This is a genomic window from Promicromonospora thailandica (genome assembly GCF_024171955.1).
Classification (GTDB): Bacteria; Actinomycetota; Actinomycetes; order Actinomycetales; family Cellulomonadaceae; genus Promicromonospora; species Promicromonospora thailandica.
In genome coordinates this window covers 97,345-119,626 of record NZ_JAMTCS010000014.1, presented here as the reverse complement: position 1 = coordinate 119,626, position 22,282 = coordinate 97,345, and the positions used below count along the sequence as shown (strand labels likewise).

The window sequence follows — 22,282 nt, the reverse complement described above, 5'->3', positions numbered from 1 at the left end:
CCACCCTCTGCGGCGCCTCCGCCTCAGGCAGCGTCGCCACGGGCCACGAGCTCCCGGGCGAGCTGACGGTACGCGGCGGCCCCCGGGTGCCCCGGCGCGTACGCCGTGATCGGCTCGGCCGCGACCGTGGCGTCGGGGAACTTCACGGTGCGGCCGATGACCGAGTGCAGCAGGGTGTCGCCGAACGCCTCGTGCACCCGGGCCACGACCTCCCGGGAGTGGAGGGTGCGCGAGTCGTACATGGTGGGGAGGATACCGTCGATCTCGAGGGCCGGGTTGAGCCGGTCGCGCACCTTCTCGATGGTCTCCACCAGCAGCGCGACGCCGCGCAGCGCGAAGAACTCGCACTCCAGCGGGATGAGCACGCCGTGCGCCGCCGTCAGGGCGTTGACCGTCAGCAGGCCGAGGCTCGGCTGGCAGTCGATGAGGATCACGTCGTAGTCGTCCATCACCGGACGCAGCGCGCGGGCCAGCACCGACTCCCGGGCGACCTCACCCACGAGCTGCACCTCCGCGGCGGACAGGTCGATGTTGGCGGGCAGCACGTCGAGGTTGTCGATCCCGGACGGGATGAGCACGTCCTGGATGTCCACGCCCCGCTCCATGAGCAGGTTGTAGACGGTCAGGTCGAGCTCGTGCGGGTTGACGCCGATGCCCACCGACGCGGCGCCCTGGGGGTCGAAGTCGACCAGGAGCACCTTGCGCCCGTACTCCGCGAGGCACGCGCCGAGGTTGATCGTGGTCGTCGTCTTGCCGACGCCGCCCTTCTGGTTGCACATCGCGATGATGCGGGCCGGGCCGTGGCTCGTCAGCGGCGCGGGTTCGGGCAGGTCGGGCATGACCCGCCCGACGACGTCGCGCACGGTCTCCGAGTCCTCGGGTGCGCCGACGACCGTCTTCCCGAGAAGCATGTCGGTCATCGTGCTCGCTCCCTCCTGGCTGGGTGCCTCGCTCACGCCCGCCACGCTATACCAGAGTGTGGGCACGACCGGGGTCAAGCCCCGGCGTGGCGTCCTTCAGCGGGCGCGGGGGTGGGCGGCCGCGTAGACCTCGCGCAGCGCGTCGGGCGTGACCATGGTGTAGATCTGCGTCGTCGTGACGGACGCGTGCCCCAGCAGCTCCTGGACCACGCGCACGTCCGCGCCGCCGGACAGCAGGTGCGTGGCGAACGAGTGCCGCAGGGTGTGCGGTGAGACGTGCTCGGTGAGGCCGGCGCGTGCCGCCGCCGACTGCAGCGCCGCCCACGCGGTCTGCCGGGACATGCGCGCGCCGCGCGTGTTGAGGAACAGCGCGGCCGTGCCCCGTCCGGCGGCGGCCAGCGCCGGGCGGGCCCGGACCAGGTACGCCTCCAGCGCCTCGCGGGCGAACGAGCCGACGGGCACCACCCGCTCCTTGGACCCCTTGCCGAGCAGCCGCACGGCGGCGGCGTCGATCACGCCGTCGACGTCGAGCCCGACGATCTCCGAGATCCGCGCCCCGGTGGCGTACAGCAGCTCCAGCAGCGCCCGGTCCCGCAGCGGCAGGGGCCCGTCGCCGGTGCCCGCGGCGTCGAGCAGAGCGGCGACGTCGTCCACGGACAGCGCGTGCGGCAGGCGGCGCAGCTGGGTGGGCGCGCGCACGTCGGCGGACGGGTCGTCCACGGTGAGGCCCTCGGCCTGGGCGAACCGGTGCCAGCCGCGGACGGCGGCCAGGGCGCGCGCCGTGGACGACGCCGACAGCGGGCGCCCGCCGTCCGTCCCCTGCCGCACCGCCTCGACGAAGCCCGTCACGTCGGTCTCGGTGACCCCGCCCAGGCTCCGGTGCCCGGCCGCGTCGACGTACGCCAGGTACCGCACGAGGTCGCGCCGGTAGGCGGCCACCGTGTTGGCCGACAGGCCGCGCTCGACGCTCAGGTGCGCGAGGTAGTCGCGCAGCGCACGGTCGAGCCCGTCGTCCGCCCTGGTGGCCGGGCGGGACGACGGCAGGTGGACCGAGGCGATGGGCACCGCCCCATCATGCCGAGCGTGGCCCGCCGCGCGAGCAGGCCACGCCGGAGGGGCACCGGGTCGTCAGGCCGGGTTGATGCCGAACAGCTCCGCGCGCGAGCGGATCACCTGGGCGCGGGCGAGGCGCGGCTTGTCGCTGCCGTCGCGGATGACCGAGCCGGCCGCCTCGAACTCGGCGAAGAAGTCGACGGCCCAGGCCACGTCGGACGGGCTGGGGGCGAAGGACTCGTTGATCACGCCCGACTGCTCGAAGTCCAGGCAGAGCTTGCCCGTCATGCCGAGGTTCACGGCGTCGGCGGACTGCTCCCGCAGCAGCGCGTGCGAGGAGCCGACCGTCGGCCCGTCGACCGGGCCCGGCAGGCCTCCGATGCGGCTGGCCAGCACGAGCCGTGTGCGCGGGTAGGCCATGGCCATCGGCTCGTTCGCGGCGCCGGTGTCGCGGCGGTAGTCGCCCGACCCGAACGCGAGGCGGAACGCGCCCCGCGCCTTGGCGATGTGCACGGCCTCCTCGATGCCGAGGGCCGACTCGACCAGCGGGATCACGGGCACGTCGCCGCCGAGCCGCTGCGCGGTGTCGATCACGTCGTCGGCGCTCTCCGTCTTGGCGAGCATGACGCCGTTGAGCCCGTCGAGACCCCGGAGGTAGGCGACGTCGTCGGCCCAGGACGGCGCCGTCCGGTCGTTGATCCGCACCCACGCGCAGCCGCCGCTCTTGATCCACCGGATGACGTTCTCGCGCGCCTCGTCCTTGAGGGAGTCGTCGATGGCGTCCTCGCAGTCGAGGATCACCTGGTCCGCACGGGAGAGCTGCGCCTTGTCGAAGAGCTCGGTGCGCATCGCGGAGAGCAGGAGCCAGGCCCGCGCGTAGTCCGGGGCGACGCGCGACTTCTCGCGCGCGGCACGGCGCGCGGTGAGGTCGCTCTCGGGGGTGACGGCGAACGCCGCGGGCAGGCCCGAGGAGTAGCTCCCCGGCTGGTCGGCGGACGGGGTGGTTCGATCGGCAGGGGTCTCGGTCACGCGCCAAGCCTAGGCGGCGGCGTCGGACCAGGCCGAATCATGACCGCCCCTATGCCGAGGTCTGGCGCGACCCTCAGAACGGCAGGAAGACGTCCACCGCGACGGCGACGAACAGCAGCGACAGGTAGGTGATCGAGCCGTGGAACACCTTCATGGCGCCCAGCTTGCCGCTCGCACGGCCCTGCGCCCGCCGCAGCATCGCGATCGTGGACCACAGGAACCAGCCGCCGAGCACGGCGGCGACGGCCGTGTAGACCCAGGACATGCCCGCGAGCGGCGTCAGCAGGAGCGAGCAGGCGATCATCGCCAACGTGTAGCCCACCATCTCGGCGGCGACGCGCTTGTCGTCGCTGACCACGGGCAGCATCGGCACCTTGGCGTTCGCGTAGTCCTTCTTGAACTTGATCGACAGCGGCCAGTAGTGCGGCGGCGTCCAGAAGAAGATGATGCCGAACAGCGCGAGCGCGGCCCAGCTCAGCCCGCCCGTGACGGAGGCCCAGCCGATGAACACGGGCATGCAGCCCGCGATGCCGCCCCACACGATGTTCTGCGGCGTGCGGCGCTTGAGGATCATCGTGTAGCCGACCACGTAGATCACGATGGCGGCCAGCGCGAGCCACATCGCCGCCCAGTTGATGACCAGCGCGAACCAGGCCAGCGACAGCAGGCCGAGGATGGACGCGAACACGACGCCCGCGGTGGGGGTGATCTCCCCCGTGGCGAGCGGACGCTTCTTGGTCCGGTTCATCACCTGGTCGATGTCGCGGTCCCACCACATGTTGAACGCGTTGGCGCTGCCCGCGGCGCCGGCGCCGCCGATCAGCGTCGCGACGATCAGCCAGAAGCTCGGCAGGCCGTCGGCCGCGAGGATCATGGTGGGCACCGTCGTGACGAGCAGCAGCTCGATCACGCGCGGCTTGGTGAGGGCGACGTAGGCACCCGCGCGGCGCATGAACCACCCCCCGGGCCGCGGCTCGACGGCGGCTGCGGGCTGTCCGGCGCTGGACGTCTGGGGACGCGCGGTCTGGCCGTTCGTCGTCTGGCTCGTTCTCACGCGCGTCGTGGTTCCGTTCGGGAGAGGCGGTCGATCGGGGGGCTGTACGGGGGCTCACGTCCGTGTCGCACCTGGCAGGCGCTGTCGACGGCCGGGTGCGAGCCCATGGTACGTCGAGCCGTCACCCGACCGCGCACCGCATTCCCGGACCGAGGTGTGAGATTTGTCCGCGTCTACCGAGGACTGACGGTCCCTGGACACGCCTGCGCGGTGGATGATCCGCGCGTATAGGGTTGTTGACGCCATCGAACGAAGGGCGGCCGGCATTCCCGCCGCCGCCGCACGCACGCTGCGCGGCTCTCCGGGGCCCGTCTCCGGGTCCGGACGAGGGTCGACGGCGGAGAGAAAGAGGACTCGTGAACGCTTTCGACCCCGTGCTGAAGCCCCTGGAGTGGTCGGAGCTCGACGAGCGGGCGGTCAAGGCCATCAAGGCGCTGGCTGCCGACGCCGTCGAGAAGGTGGGCAACGGACACCCCGGCACCGCGATCTCGCTCGCGCCGGCCGCGTACCTCCTCTTCCAGAAGACCATGCGCCACGACCCGGCCGACCCCGCCTGGCTGGGCCGCGACCGGTTCGTGCTGAGCGCCGGCCACTCGTCCCTGACGATCTACCTGCAGCTCTTCCTCGCGGGCTACGGCCTGGAGATGGACGACATCGCCGCGCTGCGCACCTGGGGCTCGAAGACCCCGGGCCACCCGGAGTACGGCCACACCGCCGGCGTCGAGATCACCACCGGCCCGCTCGGCCAGGGCCTCGCCTCCGCCGTCGGCATGGCGTTCGCGTCCCGCCGCGAGCGGGGCCTGCTCGACCCGGCCGCCGCCCCCGGCGAGTCGCCGTTCGACCACCACGTGTACGTGATCGCCTCCGACGGCGACCTGCAGGAGGGCGTCACCTCCGAGGCCTCCTCGCTCGCGGGCCACCAGCAGCTCGGCAACCTCGTCGTGATCTGGGACGACAACAAGATCTCGATCGAGGACGACACGAACATCGCGTTCACCGAGGACGTCCTGGCGCGCTACGAGGCCTACGGCTGGCACACCCAGCGCGTGGACTGGACCGCGGGCGACGGCGGCTACGCCGAGGACACCGACGCGCTGGCCGCGGCCCTGGACGCCGCGAAGGCGGAGACCGGCAAGCCGTCGATCATCGCGCTGCGCACCATCATCGGCTGGCCCGCCCCCACCAAGCAGAACACGGGCGGCATCCACGGCTCCGCCATGGGCGCCGAGGAGATCACGGGCCTCAAGACGGCCCTCGGCCTCGACCCGGAGAAGTCGTTCGCCATCGACGACGAGGTGCTCGCGTACACGCGGTCCGTCGCCGAGCGCCAGGCCGACCAGCGCACGGCGTGGGAGTCCGCGTTCGCCGCGTGGAAGGACGCCAACCCCCAGCAGGCGGCCCTCCTGGAGCGCCTGCGCTCGCGCGAGCTGCCCGAGGGCTGGACCGACGCCCTGCCGGAGTTCGAGGCGAGCGAGAAGGGCGTGGCGACCCGTGCGGCGTCGGGCAAGGTGCTGACGGCCCTCAAGGACGTCCTGCCCGAGCTGTGGGGCGGCTCGGCCGACCTCGCGGGCTCGAACAACACGACCATGGACGGCGTGCCGTCGTTCGTGCCGACCGAGCACGCGACCAAGAAGTTCCCGGGCGACCCGTACGGCCGCACCCTGCACTTCGGCATCCGTGAGCACGGCATGGGCTCGATCCTCAACGGCATCGTGCTGCACGGCCTGACCCGTCCCTACGGCGGCACGTTCCTGCAGTTCGCCGACTACATGCGGGCGTCGGTGCGGCTCGCCGCGCTGATGGGCATCCCGACCACGTTCGTGTGGACGCACGACTCGATCGGCCTCGGCGAGGACGGCCCGACCCACCAGCCGGTGGAGCACCTGGCGGCGCTGCGGGCCATCCCGAACCTCGACGTCGTGCGCCCCGCCGACGCGAACGAGACGGCCTGGGCCTGGCGCGGCATCCTCGAGAACACGAAGAACCCGGCAGGCATCGTGCTGACCCGGCAGAACGTGCCCACCTACCCGCGCGGCACCGACGGCTTCGCCGGCGCCGAGGGCACGCTCAAGGGCGGCTACGTGCTGCTCGACACCGAGGGCACGCCCGACGTCGTCCTCGTGGGCACCGGTTCCGAGGTGCAGCTCGCCGTCGAGGCGCGCGAGCTCCTCGCGGCCGACGGCGTCAGCGCCCGCGTGGTCTCGATGCCGTCCCGCGAGTGGTTCGACAAGCAGGACGACGCCTACCGCGAGTCGGTCATCCCGTCCGGCGTGAAGGCACGCGTCTCGGTCGAGGCGGGCGTGGCGCAGGGCTGGCGCGAGGTGGTCGGCGACGCCGGCCGCATCGTGTCGCTCGACCACTACGGCGCCTCGGCGGACTACAAGACGCTCTACGCCGAGTACGGCATCACGGCCGAGGCTGTCGCCCAGGCCGCCAAGGAGTCGATCGCGGCGGCGTCCTGAACCGCTGACGGATCGAACGGGCACGAGAGAGGAAGGGCACGATGACTGACAGCACCAGCGACAGCGCAGGCGAGACCGTCAGCCCCACCCAGCGGTTGTCCGAGGCAGGTGTCGCCATCTGGCTGGACGACCTGTCCCGCGAGCGGCTGCGCAGCGGCAACCTGGCCGAGCTGGTCGCCACGAAGAACGTCGTCGGGGTCACAACGAACCCGACCATCTTCGCGGCGGCCCTCGCGCAGGGCGACGCGTACGACGGGATCCTGGCCGAGCTGGCCGGGTCCGACGTGGAGGCCGCCGTCGAGCGCATCACGACCGACGACGTCCGGGACGCCGCGGACGTGCTGCGGCCCGTCTACGACGCCACGTCGGGCGTGGACGGCCGGGTGTCCATCGAGGTGGACCCGCGGCTGGCCCGCGACACGGCGGCGACGGAGGCCATGGCCGTACGGCTGTGGGAGACCGTCGACCGGCCGAACGTGATGATCAAGATCCCCGCGACGGTCGAGGGCCTGCCGGCCATCACGTCGACCCTCGCCAAGGGCATCAGCGTGAACGTGACGCTGATCTTCTCCATCGAGCGCTACCGCGCCGTCATGGACGCCTTCCTGGCCGGCCTGGAGCAGGCCAAGGAGGCGGGTCACGACCTGTCGGTGATCGGCTCGGTCGCGTCGTTCTTCGTGTCCCGCGTGGACGCCGAGGTCGACAAGCGCCTGGCCGCCGTCGGCACGGACGAGGCGCTCGCGCTGCGCGGCCAGGCCGCCATCGCGAACGCCCGCCTGGCCTACGCCGCGTACGACGAGGTGTTCTCCGGCGAGCGCTGGCAGGCCCTCGCGGCCGCGGGCGCCCAGCCGCAGCGCCCGCTGTGGGCGTCCACGGGTGTCAAGGACCCGGCCTACCGCGACACGATGTACGTGGACGAGCTGGTCGTGGCCGGCGTGGTCAACACGATGCCGGAGAAGACGCTCGACGCCTTCGCCGACCACGGCATCGTGCTCGCCGACACGGTGACCGGCTCGAGCGAGCAGGCCTCCGCGACCATCGCCGCCCTCGAGGCGCAGGGCATCTCCATCAACGAGGTGACCGTGCAGCTCGAGGAGGAGGGGCTGGCCAAGTTCGAGGTGAGCTGGGACGAGCTCCTGACCACGACCAAGAACGGGCTCGACGAGGCGAAGGCCGGTGAGCGGTGAGGCCTGCCAAGATCGCGCAGGGGGTCAACCCCCTGCGTGACCCCCTCGACCTGCGGCTGCCCCGCATCGCCGGTCCGAGCGGCCTCGTGATCTTCGGCGTGACGGGTGACCTGTCGCGCAAGAAGCTCATGCCGGCCGTCTACGACCTCGCCAACCGCGGCCTGCTGCCGCCCGGCTTCGCGCTCACCGGCTTCGCCCGGCGCGACTGGGAGGACCAGGACTTCGCGCAGGTGGTGCACGACGCCGTCAAGGAGCACGCCCGCACCCCCTTCCGGGAGGCGACGTGGCGCCAGCTCGCCGAGGGCATCCGCTTCGTGCAGGGCTCCTTCGACGACGACGAGGCGTTCGAGCGCCTCCGGGAGACCGTCGAGACCCTGGACCGGGAGCGCGGCACGGGCGGCAACCACGCGTTCTACCTGTCGGTCCCGCCGTCGGCGTTCCCGGTGGTGTGCGAGCAGCTGTCCAAGCACGGGCTGTCGCGGCCCGACGACGACGCCGACGGTGACGGCGTGCACGCCTGGCGTCGCGTGGTCATCGAGAAGCCGTTCGGGCACGACCTGGCCAGCGCCAAGGAGCTCGACGCGGTGGTGTCGAAGGTCTTCGACCCGGAGTCGGTGTTCCGCATCGACCACTACCTGGGCAAGGAGACCGTCCAGAACCTGCTGGCGCTGCGCTTCGCGAACACGATGTTCGAGCCCATCTGGAACTCGAACTACGTGGACCACGTGCAGATCACGATGGCCGAGGACATCGGCATCGGCGGCCGCGCGGGGTACTACGACGGGATCGGCGCCGCGCGCGACGTCATCCAGAACCACCTGATCCAGCTCCTGGCACTGGTGGCGATGGAGGAGCCCGTCAACTTCGACGCCGCCGAGCTGCGCGCCGAGAAGATCAAGGTGCTCTCGTCGGTGCGGCTGCCGCGCGATCTCGGCAAGCACACCGCCCGCGGCCAGTACGAGGCCGGGTGGCAGGGTGGCGAGCAGGTGCAGGGCTTCCTGGAGGAGGACGGCATCGCGAAGGACTCCACCACGGAGACCTTCGCCGCGATCCGGGTGGACGTCGACAACCGCCGCTGGGCGGGCGTCCCGTTCTACCTGCGGCACGGCAAGCGGCTGGGCCGCCGTGTCACCGAGGTGGCCGTCGTCTTCAAGAAGGCGCCGCACCTGCCGTTCGAGTCGTCCCTGACCTCGGAGCTCGGCAACAACGCGCTGGTCATCCGTGTGCAGCCCGACGAGGGCGTCACCATGAGGTTCGGCGCCAAGGTGCCGGGCACGGCCATGCAGGTGCGCGACGTGACCATGGACTTCGGGTACGGGCACTCGTTCACAGAGTCGTCCCCCGAGGCCTACGAGCGTCTCATCCTGGACGTGCTGCTGGGTGACCCGCCGCTGTTCCCGACGCGGGAGGAGGTCGAGCTCTCCTGGAAGATCCTCGACCCGATCACGTCGTACTGGGCCCGCAAGGGCAAGCCCGAGCCGTACGCGTCGGGCACGTGGGGCCCCGCCTCGGCGGACGCCATGATGGAGCGCGACGGCCGGACCTGGAGGCGTCCCTGATGATCATCGACATGCCGGACACCACGACCAACCAGGTCAACAAGCGCCTCGTGCGCCTGCGCGACGAGGGCGGTGCCGTGGCCCTGGGCCGCGTGCTCACCCTCGTGGTGCTGGCCGACGAGAGCGACGTCGAGGAGTCGGTCGAGGCCGCGAACGACGCGAGCCGGGAGCACCCGTGCCGCGTGATCGTGGTCGCGCCGTCCTCCGGCGGGACCGAGGGCCGCGTCGACGCGCAGATCCGCGTGGGCGGTGACGCGGGCGCCTCCGAGGTGGTGGTGCTGCGGGCGTCGGGCGAGCTGCTGGAGCGCGCCGACACGCTCGTCATGCCGCTGCTGCTGCCCGACGCGCCGATCGTGGCCTGGTGGCCGCGGGAGGCGCCGGCGGTGCCGTCGCAGGACCCGGTGGGCGCCATGGCGACCCGCCGGATCATCGACAGCACCGTGGCGAAGAACCCGTCGGAGCTGCTCAAGACCCTCGCGGGCGCCTACGCGCCCGGGGACACCGACCTCGCGTGGGCGCGCGTCACGCTGTGGCGGGCGCTCATCGCGGCGGCCGTCGACCAGCCGCCGTTCGAGCCGGTGCTGCGCGTGACCGTGGAGGGCCAGAAGCGGCACACGTCGCTCGACCTGCTCGCGGCCTGGCTCGGCGCCCGGCTGAACGCCCCGGCCGAGGTGCTGCGCACCGAGAGCGACGACGCGATCACCCGTGTCACGCTCGAGCGCAAGAGCGGCCCGATCGTCCTGGACCGGCCCGACGGCCGCACCGTGACGATCACGCAGCCCGGCAAGCCGCCCCGCCGGATCGCCCTGCCGATCCGGGCGCTGAACGAGGCCCTGATCGAGGAGCTCCGCCGGCTCGACCCGGACGAGATCTTCGAGGAGGCCCTCATCCGGGGCCTGGGGAACGTCACCGTCCGGACGGCGGCCTGATGTCCCAGGCAGCACCCGCCCAGGGCGTGCGGCTCGTGGTGGTGCACCCCGACAAGGAGGTGCTCGCGCAGGCGGCGGCCGCCCGGCTGCTCACGCGCGTGCTCGACGTCCAGTCGGTGCGCTCCCCCGTGCACGTGGTGCTCACGGGCGGCACGGTCGGCATCGCGACGCTCGCGGCGGTCGCCGCGAGCCCGCTGGTGCCGGCCGTCGACTGGTCGGGCGTGCACCTGTGGTGGGGCGACGAGCGGTTCCTGCCGGACGGCGACCCCGACCGCAACGAGACGCAGGCGCGCGAGGCGCTCCTCGACGTCCTCGTCGCGGAGCACGGCCTGCCCGAGGCCAACGTGCACCCGATGCCCGGCCCGTCGTCGGTCGCCACGCCCGAGGAGGGTGCGGCGGCCTACGCGGCCGTGCTGGCGGAGCACGCGGGGTCCTCGGACGGCGGGGTCGGGGTGCCGGCGTTCGACGTGCTGCTGCTCGGCATGGGGCCGGACGGTCACGTCGCGTCCCTGTTCCCGGGCCACGAGGGGCTGTCCGCGCAGGGCACCACGACGGGCGTGCACGGCTCGCCCAAGCCCCCGCCGGAGCGCGTCTCGCTCACGTTCGACGCCATCCGGGCGGCCCGCGAGGTGTGGGTCGTGGCGGCCGGCGCCGAGAAGGCGGAGCGGGTCGCGGCCGCGCTGGCGGGTGACCCGGTCGCGGAGGTGCCCGCGGCGGGCGCCGTCGGCCAGGCCCGGACGCTGTGGCTCCTGGACACGGAGGCCGCGGCCCCGACCCCGGCGCCGGCGAAGTAGAACGCTGGCGAAGTAGAACGCCGGCGAAGTAGAACTGGAGCGGGACGAACCATCAGGTTCGTCCCGCTCCAGTTCTACTTCGCCAGGGTTCTACTTCGCCAGGGTGGGAAAACTCTTAGCCCGGGACTCGCCCGTTGCGGCGGACGCGCAGGGCCTCCAGCGCCTCCTCCAGGAGGGCTGCGCCGTCCTCGTCGGACCGGCGTTCCTTCACGTAGGCGAGGTGCGTCTTGTACGGCTCGTTCCGCACGGGGGCCGGCGGGTTGACCGGGTCCATCCCGGCGGGGAAGCCGCACCGCGGGCAGTCCCACTGTGCGGGGGCCTCGACGTCCTCACCCACCGAGAAGCTCGGCGCCGTCTCGTGCCCGTTGGCACACCAGTAAGAAACTCGGACGCGCGGGGCCGTGTCGCCCCGCTCCGTCTCCCCGAGAGGGCCGGCGCCTACCCGGCTCCCCCGAATCGCATGACCGCCTGATGCCACGTCTGTCGTCCCCTCTGTGTGTGGCCGTCAGCTGCTAGGCGCTTGGCGACCGGGTCAGCTGACCTTCTGGATGAGGCCGAGCAGGACGATCACCACGGCCCACACGAGGGCGAAGGCGATGGTGATGCGGTTGAGGTTTCGCTCGGCCACGCCGGACGAGCCGGCGCCCATCGAGATACCGCCACCGAACATGTCGGACAGCCCGCCACCCTTGCCCTTGTGGAGCAGGATGAGCATGGTGAGGAAGCCGCTGGTCAGGACCAGCAGTACTTCCAGGATGATGCGGAGCACGTCCACGGGTTCACGTCCTCGGTTGTAGGTGTGCCGGGTGCGAACCCGGCGGCGATGTCCGGTCAAGAGTAAGCGAGACGTACCTCACAGTGCTAACCCCCTGATCAGCGGCGCACCTGGAACATCACGCTGAGTGAGAGTACCCCAGAGCGACGCCGAGACGTGTCAGACGTACGGGCCGCGCGGGCGGCCCGTACGTCTGACACGTGCGAGGGGTCAGGCGGTGACGTGCGACTGGTAGCGGGCGATCTTCGCGAACTCCTCGGGGTCGAGGCTCGCACCGCCCACGAGGGCGCCGTCCACGTCGGGCTGCGCCATGATCTGCGCGACGTTGCCCGACTTCACCGAGCCGCCGTACAGGACCCGGATGCCGTCGGCGACCGTCTGGTCGTACAGCTCGCCCAGGACGCGACGGATCGCGCCGCACACCTCCTGCGCGTCCTCAGGGGTCGCGACCTCGCCGGTGCCGATGGCCCAGACGGGCTCGTACGCGATGACGACCTGTGCGACCTGCTCGGCCGGGACGTCGGCCAGCGCGGCCTCGACCTGCCGGAGCGTGTACGACACCTGGTCGCCCGCCTTGCGGATCTCCAGCCCCTCGCCGACGCACAGGATGGGGGTCAGGCCGTGCGCGAACGCGGCCCGGACCTTGTCGTTGACGACGTCGTCCGTCTCGGCGTGGTACTCGCGGCGCTCCGAGTGGCCCACGGCCACGTAGGTGCAGCCGAGCTTCGCGAGCATCGTGCCCGAGATCTCGCCGGTGTAGGCGCCGGACTCGTGCCGCGACAGGTCCTGCGCGCCGTAGACGAGCTCCAGCTTGTCGCCGTCCACGAGCGTCTGCACCGAGCGCAGGTCGGTGAACGGCGGAAGCACCGCCACCTCGACCGCGGCGTAGTCGTGCTTGGCGTCCTTGAGGGACCAGGCGAGCTTCTGGACCGTGCTGATCGCCTGCTGGTGGTCCAGGTTCATCTTCCAGTTGCCCGCCATCAGGGGCGTGCGGGTGGTTGCCACGTGCTTCTTCCTTCTTCTGGGTGGGGCAGGTCAGTCGGCGAGGACCGTGAGGCCGGGCAGCTCCTTGCCCTCCAGCAGCTCCAGGCTGGCGCCGCCGCCCGTGGAGATGTGGCTGAACCCGGCCTCGTCGAAGCCCAGGGCCCGCACGGCCGCGGCGGAGTCACCGCCACCCACGATGGAGAACGCGCCGGCTGCCGTCGCCTCGACGATGCCCTGCGCCACGGTCTTCGTGCCGTCCGCGAACGCCTCGAACTCGAACACGCCCATGGGGCCGTTCCAGGCGATGGTCCGCGCGTCGGCCAGCTTGCCCGCGAAGAGCTTGCCGGACTCGGGGCCGATGTCCAGGCCCATGGTGCCCTCGGGGATCGCGTCCGCCGCGACCACGCGGTGCGGCGCGTCGGCGGCGAACGAGTCGGCCGCGACGACGTCGACCGGCAGCACGATCTCCACGCCGTTCTCCTCGGCGGTGGCGAGGTAGCCCTTGACGGTGTCGACCTGGTCGGACTCCAGGAGGCTGTTGCCCACCGACAGGCCCTTGGCGGCGAGGAACGTGAACACCATGCCGCCGCCGATGAGCAGGCGGTCGGCCTTGGTCAGCAGGTTCGCGATGACGCCGAGCTTGTCCGACACCTTCGACCCGCCGAGCACCACGGCGTAGGGGCGCTCCGGGTCGCCGGTGGCCTTCGACAGCGACTCGACCTCGTTCAGCACCAGGTCGCCTGCGGCGGCGGGCAGCACCTGCGCGACGTCGTACACCGACGCCTGCTTGCGGTGCACCACGCCGAAGCCGTCCGAGACGAACGCGTCCGCGAGCTGCGCGAGCTCACCCGCGAGCTCGGCGCGCTCCGCGTCGACCTTCGAGGTCTCGCGCGCGTCGAAGCGGACGTTCTCCAGCAGGGCGACCTGGCCGTCGGCCAGGCCCTCCACCGTGGCCTTCGCGGACTCGCCGACGAGGTCCTCGGCCAGCGCCACGTCCTGGCCCAGCAGCTCGCCCAGGCGGGCGGCGACGGGGGCCAGCGAGTACTGCGGGTCCGGCGTGCCCTTCGGGCGGCCCAGGTGGGCCGTGACGACGACGCGCGCACCGGCGTCGGTCAGGCGCTTCAGCGTGGGCAGCGCGGCGCGGATGCGGCCGTCGTCGGTGATGGTCTTCCCGTCGAGCGGGACGTTGAAGTCCGAGCGGACCAGGACGCGCTTGCCGCGCAGGTCGCCGAGGGAGTCGATGGTCTTCATGAGCACTCCAGGTCGGGGACCGGCCGCCGCGCGGCCGGTCGAGGTTCCGTCACATGACGACGTCCGCGTGCGCCGGCAGGCCGATGCGCACGCGGACGTCGGGGTTCACGCCGGGACGAGAGCCGTCAGAGCTTCTCGCCGACGAACACGGTGAGGTTCACCAGGCTGTTCGAGTAGCCCCACTCGTTGTCGTACCAGGAGACGACCTTGACCTGGTTGCCGATCACCTTGGTGAGCTTCGCGTCGTAGATGCTCTGGTGCGGGTTGGTCACGATGTCCGACGAGACGATGTCGTCCTCGACGTACTCCAGCACACCCTTGAGCGGGCCCTCGGCGGCGGCCTTGACCGCGGCGTTGACCTCCTCGACCGTCACCTCGCGCGGGGCCTCGAACGTGAGGTCCGTGGCCGAGCCCGTGATGACCGGCACGCGCAGCGCGTAGCCGTCGAGCTTGCCCTTGAGCTCCGGCAGCACCAGGGCAACGGCCTTGGCGGCACCCGTGGTGGTCGGCACGATGTTCTGCGCGGCCGCACGGGCACGGCGCAGGTCCTTGTGCGGGCCGTCCTGCAGGTTCTGGTCACCCGTGTAGGCGTGGATCGTGGTCATCAGGCCACGCTCGATGCCGATCGAGTCGTTCAGCGCCTTGGCCAGCGGGGCGAGGCAGTTCGTGGTGCACGACGCGTTCGAGATGATGTGGTGCGCCGCGGGGTCGTACAGCTCGTTGTTGACGCCCATCACGAAGGTCGCGTCCTCGTTCTTGGCCGGGGCCGAGATGATGACCTTCTTGGCACCGGCGTCGATGTGCGCCTTCGCCTTGGTGGCGTCCGTGAAGAAGCCCGTGGACTCGATGACGATGTCCGCACCCAGCTCGCCCCAGGGGAGGTCGGCCGGGTTGCGCTCGGCGAGCGCACGGATCTTCTTGCCGTCGACGATGATGTTCTCGTCGTCGAAGTCGACGGTCTTGCCGAAGCGGCCCAGCACCGTGTCGTACTTGAGCAGGTGCGCGAGCGTCTTGTTGTCGGTCAGGTCGTTGACACCCACGACCTCGATGTCCGCACCCGACTCCACGAGAGCCCGGTAGAAGTTCCTGCCGATGCGGCCGAAGCCGTTGATGCCGACGCGGATGGTCACAATGCCCTCCTCAGGGGGCGCCGGCCGTCCCGGCGCACACGTTTCCTTGTATCTGTCGCCACTGCCGTCGAAGGCCGACGGCGAGGTGCGTTCGCCAGGGTTCTCCGGGCACCGCGACCACGCGACGACCCGAACGGGAAACGCATTGGTCACGGCGTCGTCACCTGACGATTTCGAGCCTATACCCGATCCGCACCCGACCGTGACCCGAGCCGGACAGTGTGAAACTGCCGGTTCTGTTCGTTCTCACAAATCGGATGCGGCAGGGCAGCGCCGTACCGGGTGAACTCCTGCCGCCGCACGACGCCGCCCGCCCGGCCGCGCTCAGCGTTCCACTCAGCGATCCGCTCAGAGATCCAGCAGGTCAGCGGGCAGGCCCGCCTCCGTGTCCGGGATGCCGAGCTCCAGCGCACGCTTGTCCGCCGTCGACAACAACCGCCGGATCCGGCCCGCCACGGCGTCCTTGGACAGCGGCGGGTCCGCCAGCCGGCCCAGCTCCTCCAGCGACGCCTGCTTGTGCGCCAGCCGCAGCTCGCCCGCCTGGCGCAGGTGCTCCGGCAGCTCGTCCCCCAGGATCTCGAACGCCCGCTGCACCCGCGCACCCGCCGCCACCGCGGCCCGCGCCGACCGGCGCAGGTTCGCGTCGTCGAAGTTCGCCAGCCGGTTGGCCGTGCCGCGCACCTCGCGGCGCTCGCGGCGCTCCTCCCAGACCTTGAGCGTCTCGGGTGCGCCGATGCGCTCCAGCATGCGCCCGATGGAGTCGCCGTCGCGGATCACGACGCGGTCGATGCCGCGCACCTCGCGCGACTTCGCGGCGACGCCGAGCCGGCGGGCGGCCCCGACGAGCGCGAGCGCCGCCTCCGGGCCCGGGCTGGTCACCTCCAGCGCCATGGAGCGGCCGGGTTCGGTGAGGGACCCGTGGGCGAGGAACGCGCCGCGCCAGACGGCCTCGGCCTCCTGCACCCCGGCGGAGACGACCTCGGGGGCCAGGCCGCGCACCGGGCGGCCGCGCGCGTCGAGCAGGCCGGTCTGGCGGGCCAGCGACTCGCCCTCGCGCACCACCCGCACCACGAACCGGCTGCTCTTCCGCAGTCCGCCGGCCTGGACCACGATGAGCTCGCTGGTGTGGCCGTACAGGTCGTGGATCGCGTGCCGCAGCCGCGTCGCCGCCGACTCGGTGTCGAGCTCGGCCTCGATCACCACCCGACCGGAGATGATGTGGAGACCGCCGGAGAACCGCAGTGTCGCGGAGACCTCGGCCTTGCGGCACGACGTCTTCGCGACCCTCACCCGAGCGAGCTCCTCCTTGACCTGTCCCGTGAGCGCCATGGCGTCATCCTGCCATGGTCAGCGCCCGACCAACCGGGTGGAATCGCGGAAACTCGGGGTATTTGTCCCGGCGTGTCGCAGGGATCACCCGGGGGTCGCCCGGGCGACGGTCGCGGACCAGCGGTCGACCCACGCGTCGAGCACCGGCCCGAGGTCGGCGAGCTGTGCCTCGGTGACCGCGAACGTGCGGGCGGGCACCACCGCACCGAGCTCGACGAGCACGGGACGCAGGTGCACCTCGCCGGCCAGCGCATGCGCGGGGCCGGCGGAGACCACGACGGGCACGACCACGACGTCCGCCAGCGCGTCCGGCCCGTACCCGTCGAGGAACGCCTTGAGCAGGCCCGTGTAGGACGCCTTGTAGACGGGCGTGGCCACGACGACGACGCGCGCCCCCGCGACCCGGTCCCGGGCGGCGGTCACCGCCGCCGACCCGGTGAGCACCTCCGGCGCCAGCGACGCGAGATCGACCGTCTCCCCCGCGTCTCCGGGCAGGCCCAGGGCCGGCGCCAGCCGCCGGGCCACGGCCTCGGCGACGCCCAGGGTGCGGGAGCCGGCGCGCGGGTTGCCGCTGACCACCACGAGGCCGCCGGACGGCCCGCGGTCCGCCGTTCCGGCGGTCACGGCAGCCTCTCGCCCGCGGTCACGGGGAACGGCAGATGGTTGCCGGCCACCGGCGCGGGGCAGGTGCCGAACGCCGTGAACACGAACGGCTGGTTCGTCGCCCGGTTGAGATCGAGCCGCAGCGTGTCCGACGCCGCCGGCATCTCGCCCGGCACCCCGGCGCGCACGACCCGCCACGGCGCCACGCCCTCCGCCTCGTCCGTGAACAGGAGCCGCGGGGCCAGGAGGCTGCCGGTCAGGAGCAGCACGTGGTCGTGGCGCACCTCCACCTCGCCGACGGCCTCGACACGGTGCACCAGGCGCGGCTGCGCGGCCCCGACGGTCAGGGGCACGGGCCGGTCGTACCAGCGCACGGGCGCGTCCAGCACCCAGGCCGGGTCGTACGCGAACGTCGGCACCCCCGTGAAGCCCGTGCGCGTCGGGGCCTGCGGGTCCCGCAGGCGCACCGCGTACCGGCCCGTGCGCCGCACCACCTCGACGGCCACCTCCTGCTCGGCGGGGCCGGCCGCGCCGGACCGCTCGGGCGGCAGGAAGGTGCCGAGGACCAGGCCGCGCCCCTCGGCCACGGAGACGGAGGTCGGACCGCCGCGCACGACCAGGCCGCCGGCCAGGACGCTCGTGTCGCCCGGCACCGGGCGCGTGTACAGCCGCCCGTCCGCGACCCACCACTGCCCCGGGACGCCGGGCAGGCGGCGGGGCTCCGCCGTCGGCCACAGGAGCGCCGTCGGGCTGAGCCAGCCGTGGGGCTCACGAAGCTCACGCTCGCGCGCGGCGCGCCACGCGGCGTGCTCGCGCTCGGGCGGCTCCGGTGCGATCGGCTCCGGTGCGATCGGCTCAGGTGCTGGGGTCGTGCCGTCGGTGGTTGCGATGTCGGTGGTGGTGTCGGTGGTGGTGTCGGCGGTGGCGCGGGCCTCGGTCATGTCCGGTCCTTGCCGTGGACGTGGGCTGGGCGCGGCGCGCTTGGCACACTATTTGTTGGACCGCACCACTGGCCCCGACGCCGGGGCCGGCTGTGCCAGACCCCCGTCGTGGCGCTCGTCCGCATGCCCGCTCGCGTCACGAGGCCCCTCGCTCGAGCCATGCCGCCCTCCCTCCGGATCTAATTCCGATCGGATTGATCGGAATTGGGTGCGCGGAAAACTACGGCCGGGGGCAGAGCCTGTCAACGGTCCTGAGGCCAGGTCTCGCATCGCGGACGGTCAGACGTCGCCGTAGACGCCCTCGAACACGTCGCGGTAGGCAGCGGCGAGGCGCAGCCCGTCGTGCCGGGCGGTGTCGTCGCCCCGGCGGACCTGACGCATGATGACGCGCGCGCCCATGGACGCGGCCGCGGCCTCCAGCGCGGCCACGTCCTCGACGGCGGACGGGTCGGCCAGCACGGCGTCGATCCGCAGCCCGGGCGCATGCTTGTGCAGCGCCTCCAGGTGGTCGACGGCGGTCAGGCCCGCGGTCTCGCCGTTCTCGGCGGACAGGTTCAGCGTGACGCAGCGGCGCGCCTTGGTGGCGTGCAGGGCCTCGGCGAGCTCGGGCACGAGCAGGTGCACCAGCACGGACGAGTACCAGGACCCCGGCCCCAGCACCACCCAGTCGGCATCGAGCACGGCCTGCACCGCCTCCGGGGAGGCGGGCGGGTCGGCGGGGAGCAGCCGCAGCTGCTCGATCCGCCCCTCCGTGACCGCCACCCTGCTCTGCCCGACCACGGTCTCCAGCGGCCGCTCGGGCTGCCCCGGCTCCACGGCGTGGCGCACGTCCGCCTCGACCACGAGGGGCACCGACGCCATGGGCAGCACACGGCCCCGGGCGCCGAGCAGGCGGCCCACCCAGTCCAGGCCCTCGACCGGGTCGCCCAGCAGCTCCCACAGCGCCACGATGAGCAGGTTGCCCATGGCGTGGTTGTCCAGCTCGCCCGACGACGAGAACCGGTGCTGCAGCATGGCGCTCCACGTCCGGCCCCACTCGGAGTCGTCGCACAGCGCCGCGAGCGCCATCCGCAGGTCACCGGGGGGCAGCACGTCGAGCTCGTCGCGCAGCCGGCCGGAGGAGCCGCCGTCGTCAGCCACCGTCACGACCGCGGTGAGGCGGTCCGACATGAGGCGCAGCGCGGACAGGCTGGCCGACAGCCCGTGCCCGCCGCCGAGCGCGACGACCGACGGGTTCTTGCTCCACTCCGGGGCGGGGACGTCGGGTGCTCCCGGCGGGTGCGGGATCATTCGCGGCCCAGGTCGCGTGCCGAGACGGAGACGAGCTGCCCGCGGGCGCGCAGCCGCTGCGCGATGGCGTCCGATATGGCGACGGACCGGTGCTTGCCGCCCGTGCATCCCACGGCGATGGTCACGTAACGCTTCTCCTCGTTGAGGTAGCCGGCGAGCACCGGGGCCAGGGCGTCGACGTAGCGGTCCACGAACTCGACGGCGCCCGGACGGGCGAGGACGTAGTCGCGTACCGGCTGGTCACGCCCGGTCAGGTGCCGCAGCTCGGTGATCCAGTACGGGTTGGCCAGGAACCGTACGTCCACCACGTGGTCCGCGTCCAGAGGGATGCCGTACTTGAACCCGAACGAGATCACGTTGATGCGCAGCTGCTGCTCGCCGTCGTGCGCGAGCCAGGTCCGGATCTCCCGCGAGAGGTCGTGCACGGACAGGTCGGACGTGTCGATGCGCAGGTCGGCGCGTGCGGCGAGGGTGGCCACCACGGACCGTTCCTCGGCGATGCCGTCGAGGATGCGCCCGTCGCCCTGCAGCGGGTGGGGGCGGCGCACCTGCTCGAAGCGGCGCACCAGCACCTCGTCGCTCGCGTCCAGGAACAGGATGCGGTAGGCCACGCCGGCCTCCGTCATGTGCACGAGCACCTTGTCGAGCTCGGAGAAGAACTCCCGTCCGCGCACGTCCACGACGACCGCGACCCGCTCGATGCTCGACCCCTTGGCCATGAGATCGACCAGCGGCACCAGCATCATGGGCGGCAGGTTGTCCACCACGTACCAGTCGAGGTCCTCCAGGACGGCGGCGGCGCGCGTGCGCCCGGCCCCTGACATCCCGGTGATCACCAGCACCTGCGGCTCGCTGTGGTCGGGTCCGTGCGTGGCGGCGTCCACCTCGGCGATCCCCTCGGGTGCGGTGGTCGGTGACGGCTCGGTGTTGCTCATGGCACCAGCATGCCAGCGTCAGGCGTTCAGGGCGGCGACGACGGCCTGCGCCGTCTTGTCCCCCATCCCGCGCACGCTCGCGATCTCCTCGACGCTCGCCGCACGCAGCCGCTTGAGCGAGCCGAAGTGGGTCAGGAGCATCTTCTTGCGGGCCGGGCCGAGCCCCGGCACGTCGTCGAGCACCGAGGCCGTCATGCCCTTGCTGCGGCGCCTGCGGTGCTGCGTGATCGCGAACCGGTGCGCCTCGTCGCGGACGCGCTGCAGCAGGTACAGGCCCTCGCTGGAACGCTGCAGGATCACCGGGTACTCCTCCCCCGGGACCCACACCTCCTCCAGCCGCTTGGCCAGGCCGCACAGCGCCACGTCGGTGATGCCGAGCTCCTCCATGGCGCGCTTCGCGGCGGCGACCTGCGGCGGCCCGCCGTCGACGACCACGAGGCTCGGCGGGTAGGCGAACCGCCCCTTCTCCTGGGGGGCGTCGGCGGCGACCTCCCCGCCGGGCAGCGTGCCGGCCGGGTCGTCCTCGCCGTCGTCGCCCGCCGAGATCTCGACGTCGTTGGACCGCAGCCGGTCGGCCAGGTAGCGCCGGAACCGGCGCGTGATGACCTCGTGCATCGCCTCCGTGTCGTCGCGGGCGCCGTCGCCGTCCGCGCCGCGGATGCTGAACGACCGGTACTCGCTCTTGCGCGGCAGCCCGTCCTCGAAGACGACCATGGACGCGGACTGGTAGGTGCCCTGGGTGTGCGAGATGTCGTAGCACTCGATGCGCAGCGGCGCCGACTCCAGGTCGAGCGCCTCCTGGATCTCGCGCAGCGCCTGGCTGCGCGTGGTGAGGTCGCCTGCCCGCCGGGTGCGGTGCAGCATGAGCGCGTGCTCGGCGTTCTTGCGGACCGTGGCCGCAAGCTCCTTCTTGTCGCCGCGCTGCGGCACGCGCACGTCCACGCGGGCGCCGCGCAGGCCGCTGAGCCAGGCGCCCACCTGGTCCAGGTCGGGCGGGAGCACGGGCACGAGGACCTCGCGCGGCACGGCGTCGCGCGCCTCGGCTCCCTCGGTCTCCTCGGCCGACCCGTACACCTGCTGCAGCAGGTGCTCGACGAGCTCGGCGTCGCTGATGTCCTCGACCTTCTCGACCACCCAGCCGCGCTGGCCGCGGATGCGCCCGCCGCGCACGTGGAACACCTGGACCGCGGCCTCGAGCTCGTCACCCACGAGCGCGAACACGTCGGCGTCGGTGGCGTCGCCGAGCACCACGGCGTTCTTCTCGGTGGCGCGGCGCAGCGCCTCGATGTCGTCGCGCAGGCGGGCGGCCTGCTCGTACTCCATCTCGGCGGCCGCCTCCTGCATGCGCTTGGTGAGGCGGCGCTCGAACTTGGCCGTGTCGCCCGCCATGAAGTCGCAGAAGTCGAGCACGAGCGCCCGGTGGTCCTCGACGCTGATCCGGCCGACGCACGGTGCCGAGCACTTGTCGATGTACCCGAGCAGGCACGGCCGGCCGGACTGGCCCGCCCGCTTGTAGACGCCCGCCGAGCAGGTACGGATGGGGAACACCCGCAGCAGCAGGTCGAGAGTCTCGCGGATCGCCCACGCGTGCCCGTACGGCCCGAAGTAGCGCGTGCCCTTGCGCTTGGCTCCGCGCATCACCTGGGCGCGCGGGACCTCCTCCCCCAGGGTCACCGCCAGGTACGGGTACGACTTGTCGTCCCGGTACTTCACGTTGAACCGCGGGTCGTACTGCTGGATCCAGGTGAACTCCAGCGCGAGCGCCTCGACCTCGGTGCCCACCACCGTCCACTCGACCGACGCGGCGGTGGTCACCATCCGCTGCGTGCGCTCGTGCAGGTGCGCCACGTCCTGGAAGTAGTTCGCCAGACGCTGGCGCAGGTTCTTGGCCTTGCCCACGTAGATGACGCGGCCGTGCTCGTCGCGGAACCGGTAGACACCGGGCGACGTCGGGACCTCTCCCGCCTTGGGCCTGTAGGTAGCTGGATCCGCCATGGCACCAACCTAAGCGCTGCCACTGACATGCCGGTGCCGCCCGGCGGGGGCGGCACCAGCGG

20 protein-coding genes are annotated in these 22,282 nt (G+C 72.3%); 5 read left to right on the top strand and 15 right to left on the bottom strand.

The window, feature by feature from the left end; genetic code table 11:
* Positions 1 to 23: 23 nt before the first annotated feature.
* From APR03_RS21115 to APR03_RS21100, 4 genes are all read right to left on the bottom strand, one after another.
* Positions 24 to 911: a ParA family protein gene (locus APR03_RS21115; protein WP_253839191.1), complete on the bottom strand. Its 888-nt coding sequence runs from the start codon at positions 909 to 911 to the stop codon at positions 24 to 26.
* A gap of 105 nt (positions 912 to 1,016) precedes the next feature.
* Positions 1,017 to 1,979 carry a site-specific tyrosine recombinase XerD gene (gene xerD / locus APR03_RS21110; RefSeq protein ID WP_372494978.1) on the bottom strand — a complete coding sequence of 321 codons (963 nt, stop codon included), beginning with the start codon at positions 1,977 to 1,979 and terminating at the stop codon, positions 1,017 to 1,019.
* 69 nt (positions 1,980 to 2,048) lie between these two features.
* Positions 2,049 to 2,834, bottom strand: a complete 786-nt coding sequence (locus APR03_RS21105; protein WP_253839187.1) for an HpcH/HpaI aldolase/citrate lyase family protein — start codon at positions 2,832 to 2,834, stop codon at positions 2,049 to 2,051.
* Between the two features lie 241 nt (positions 2,835 to 3,075).
* Positions 3,076 to 4,056, bottom strand: coding sequence for a heme o synthase (locus APR03_RS21100; RefSeq protein ID WP_372494970.1), 981 nt, complete (start codon positions 4,054 to 4,056; stop codon positions 3,076 to 3,078).
* Positions 4,057 to 4,412: 356 nt separating this feature from the next.
* On the opposite strand from APR03_RS21100, the gene tkt reads away from it, so the two are divergent.
* From tkt to pgl, 5 genes are read left to right on the top strand one after another with little or no spacing between them, the layout of a single operon-like run.
* Entirely contained in the window at positions 4,413 to 6,518 is a 2,106-nt protein-coding gene (gene tkt / locus APR03_RS21095; RefSeq protein WP_253839017.1) for a transketolase, read from the top strand.
* A gap of 41 nt (positions 6,519 to 6,559) precedes the next feature.
* Positions 6,560 to 7,705: a transaldolase gene (gene tal, locus APR03_RS21090; protein WP_253839016.1), complete on the top strand. Its 1,146-nt coding sequence runs from the start codon at positions 6,560 to 6,562 to the stop codon at positions 7,703 to 7,705.
* The gene (zwf, locus tag APR03_RS21085) at positions 7,702 to 9,264 is read left to right on the top strand and encodes a glucose-6-phosphate dehydrogenase (RefSeq protein ID WP_253839015.1); all 1,563 of its coding nucleotides are present in this window, start codon (positions 7,702 to 7,704) and stop codon (positions 9,262 to 9,264) included. The genes tal and zwf overlap by 4 nt, the downstream gene beginning before the upstream one ends.
* Positions 9,264 to 10,193, top strand: a complete 930-nt coding sequence (gene opcA, locus APR03_RS21080) for a glucose-6-phosphate dehydrogenase assembly protein OpcA (protein ID WP_253839014.1) — start codon at positions 9,264 to 9,266, stop codon at positions 10,191 to 10,193. Before zwf ends, opcA begins: the two co-directional genes overlap by 1 nt.
* Positions 10,193 to 10,987 carry a 6-phosphogluconolactonase gene (gene pgl, locus APR03_RS21075; protein ID WP_253839012.1) on the top strand — a complete coding sequence of 265 codons (795 nt, stop codon included), beginning with the start codon at positions 10,193 to 10,195 and terminating at the stop codon, positions 10,985 to 10,987. The genes opcA and pgl overlap by 1 nt, the downstream gene beginning before the upstream one ends.
* Before the next feature lie 115 nt (positions 10,988 to 11,102).
* On the opposite strand, the gene APR03_RS21070 is transcribed toward pgl, so the two are convergent.
* The 11 genes from APR03_RS21070 to uvrC form a co-directional block, all read right to left on the bottom strand.
* Entirely contained in the window at positions 11,103 to 11,465 is a 363-nt protein-coding gene (locus APR03_RS21070) for an RNA polymerase-binding protein RbpA (RefSeq protein WP_253839010.1), read from the bottom strand.
* Positions 11,466 to 11,519: 54 nt separating this feature from the next.
* On the bottom strand, positions 11,520 to 11,762 hold the full coding sequence (gene secG / locus APR03_RS21065; RefSeq protein WP_119144792.1) for a preprotein translocase subunit SecG: 243 nt from the start codon (positions 11,760 to 11,762) through the stop codon (positions 11,520 to 11,522).
* 210 nt (positions 11,763 to 11,972) lie between these two features.
* The gene (gene tpiA, locus APR03_RS21060; RefSeq protein WP_253839183.1) at positions 11,973 to 12,743 is read right to left on the bottom strand and encodes a triose-phosphate isomerase; all 771 of its coding nucleotides are present in this window, start codon (positions 12,741 to 12,743) and stop codon (positions 11,973 to 11,975) included.
* 54 nt (positions 12,744 to 12,797) lie between these two features.
* Positions 12,798 to 13,997, bottom strand: a complete 1,200-nt coding sequence (locus APR03_RS21055; RefSeq protein WP_253839008.1) for a phosphoglycerate kinase — start codon at positions 13,995 to 13,997, stop codon at positions 12,798 to 12,800.
* Between the two features lie 125 nt (positions 13,998 to 14,122).
* Positions 14,123 to 15,127, bottom strand: coding sequence for a type I glyceraldehyde-3-phosphate dehydrogenase (gene gap / locus APR03_RS21050; protein ID WP_253839006.1), 1,005 nt, complete (start codon positions 15,125 to 15,127; stop codon positions 14,123 to 14,125).
* A gap of 348 nt (positions 15,128 to 15,475) precedes the next feature.
* On the bottom strand, positions 15,476 to 16,456 hold the full coding sequence (gene whiA / locus APR03_RS21045; protein WP_253839004.1) for a DNA-binding protein WhiA: 981 nt from the start codon (positions 16,454 to 16,456) through the stop codon (positions 15,476 to 15,478).
* Positions 16,457 to 16,540: 84 nt separating this feature from the next.
* Positions 16,541 to 17,080, bottom strand: coding sequence for an NADPH-dependent FMN reductase (locus tag APR03_RS21040; protein WP_253839003.1), 540 nt, complete (start codon positions 17,078 to 17,080; stop codon positions 16,541 to 16,543).
* Positions 17,077 to 18,000, bottom strand: coding sequence for a DUF1684 domain-containing protein (locus tag APR03_RS21035; RefSeq protein ID WP_253839002.1), 924 nt, complete (start codon positions 17,998 to 18,000; stop codon positions 17,077 to 17,079). Before APR03_RS21035 ends, APR03_RS21040 begins: the two co-directional genes overlap by 4 nt.
* A gap of 279 nt (positions 18,001 to 18,279) precedes the next feature.
* Positions 18,280 to 19,290, bottom strand: a complete 1,011-nt coding sequence (locus tag APR03_RS21030) for a gluconeogenesis factor YvcK family protein (protein ID WP_253839001.1) — start codon at positions 19,288 to 19,290, stop codon at positions 18,280 to 18,282.
* Positions 19,287 to 20,225 carry an RNase adapter RapZ gene (gene rapZ / locus APR03_RS21025; RefSeq protein ID WP_253839000.1) on the bottom strand — a complete coding sequence of 313 codons (939 nt, stop codon included), beginning with the start codon at positions 20,223 to 20,225 and terminating at the stop codon, positions 19,287 to 19,289. The genes APR03_RS21030 and rapZ overlap by 4 nt, the downstream gene beginning before the upstream one ends.
* A gap of 18 nt (positions 20,226 to 20,243) precedes the next feature.
* The gene (gene uvrC / locus APR03_RS21020; RefSeq protein ID WP_253838999.1) at positions 20,244 to 22,220 is read right to left on the bottom strand and encodes an excinuclease ABC subunit UvrC; all 1,977 of its coding nucleotides are present in this window, start codon (positions 22,218 to 22,220) and stop codon (positions 20,244 to 20,246) included.
* Positions 22,221 to 22,282 lie beyond the last annotated feature (62 nt).

Bases quoted from the DNA above. Each gene is read 5' to 3' on its own strand.
- rapZ (WP_253839000.1), bottom strand. From the start codon at position 20,225: ATGAGCAACACCGAGCCGTCACCGACCACCGCACCCGAGGGGATCGCC.
- pgl (WP_253839012.1), top strand. From the start codon at position 10,193: ATGTCCCAGGCAGCACCCGCCCAGGGCGTGCGGCTCGTGGTGGTGCAC.
- whiA (WP_253839004.1), bottom strand. From the start codon at position 16,456: ATGGCGCTCACGGGACAGGTCAAGGAGGAGCTCGCTCGGGTGAGGGTC.
- APR03_RS21115 (WP_253839191.1), bottom strand. From the start codon at position 911: ATGCTTCTCGGGAAGACGGTCGTCGGCGCACCCGAGGACTCGGAGACC.
- APR03_RS21055 (WP_253839008.1), bottom strand. From the start codon at position 13,997: ATGAAGACCATCGACTCCCTCGGCGACCTGCGCGGCAAGCGCGTCCTG.
- APR03_RS21035 (WP_253839002.1), bottom strand. From the start codon at position 18,000: ATGACCGAGGCCCGCGCCACCGCCGACACCACCACCGACACCACCACC.
- tpiA (WP_253839183.1), bottom strand. From the start codon at position 12,743: ATGGCGGGCAACTGGAAGATGAACCTGGACCACCAGCAGGCGATCAGC.
- opcA (WP_253839014.1), top strand. From the start codon at position 9,264: ATGATCATCGACATGCCGGACACCACGACCAACCAGGTCAACAAGCGC.
- uvrC (WP_253838999.1), bottom strand. From the start codon at position 22,220: ATGGCGGATCCAGCTACCTACAGGCCCAAGGCGGGAGAGGTCCCGACG.
- tal (WP_253839016.1), top strand. From the start codon at position 6,560: ATGACTGACAGCACCAGCGACAGCGCAGGCGAGACCGTCAGCCCCACC.
- APR03_RS21030 (WP_253839001.1), bottom strand. From the start codon at position 19,290: ATGATCCCGCACCCGCCGGGAGCACCCGACGTCCCCGCCCCGGAGTGG.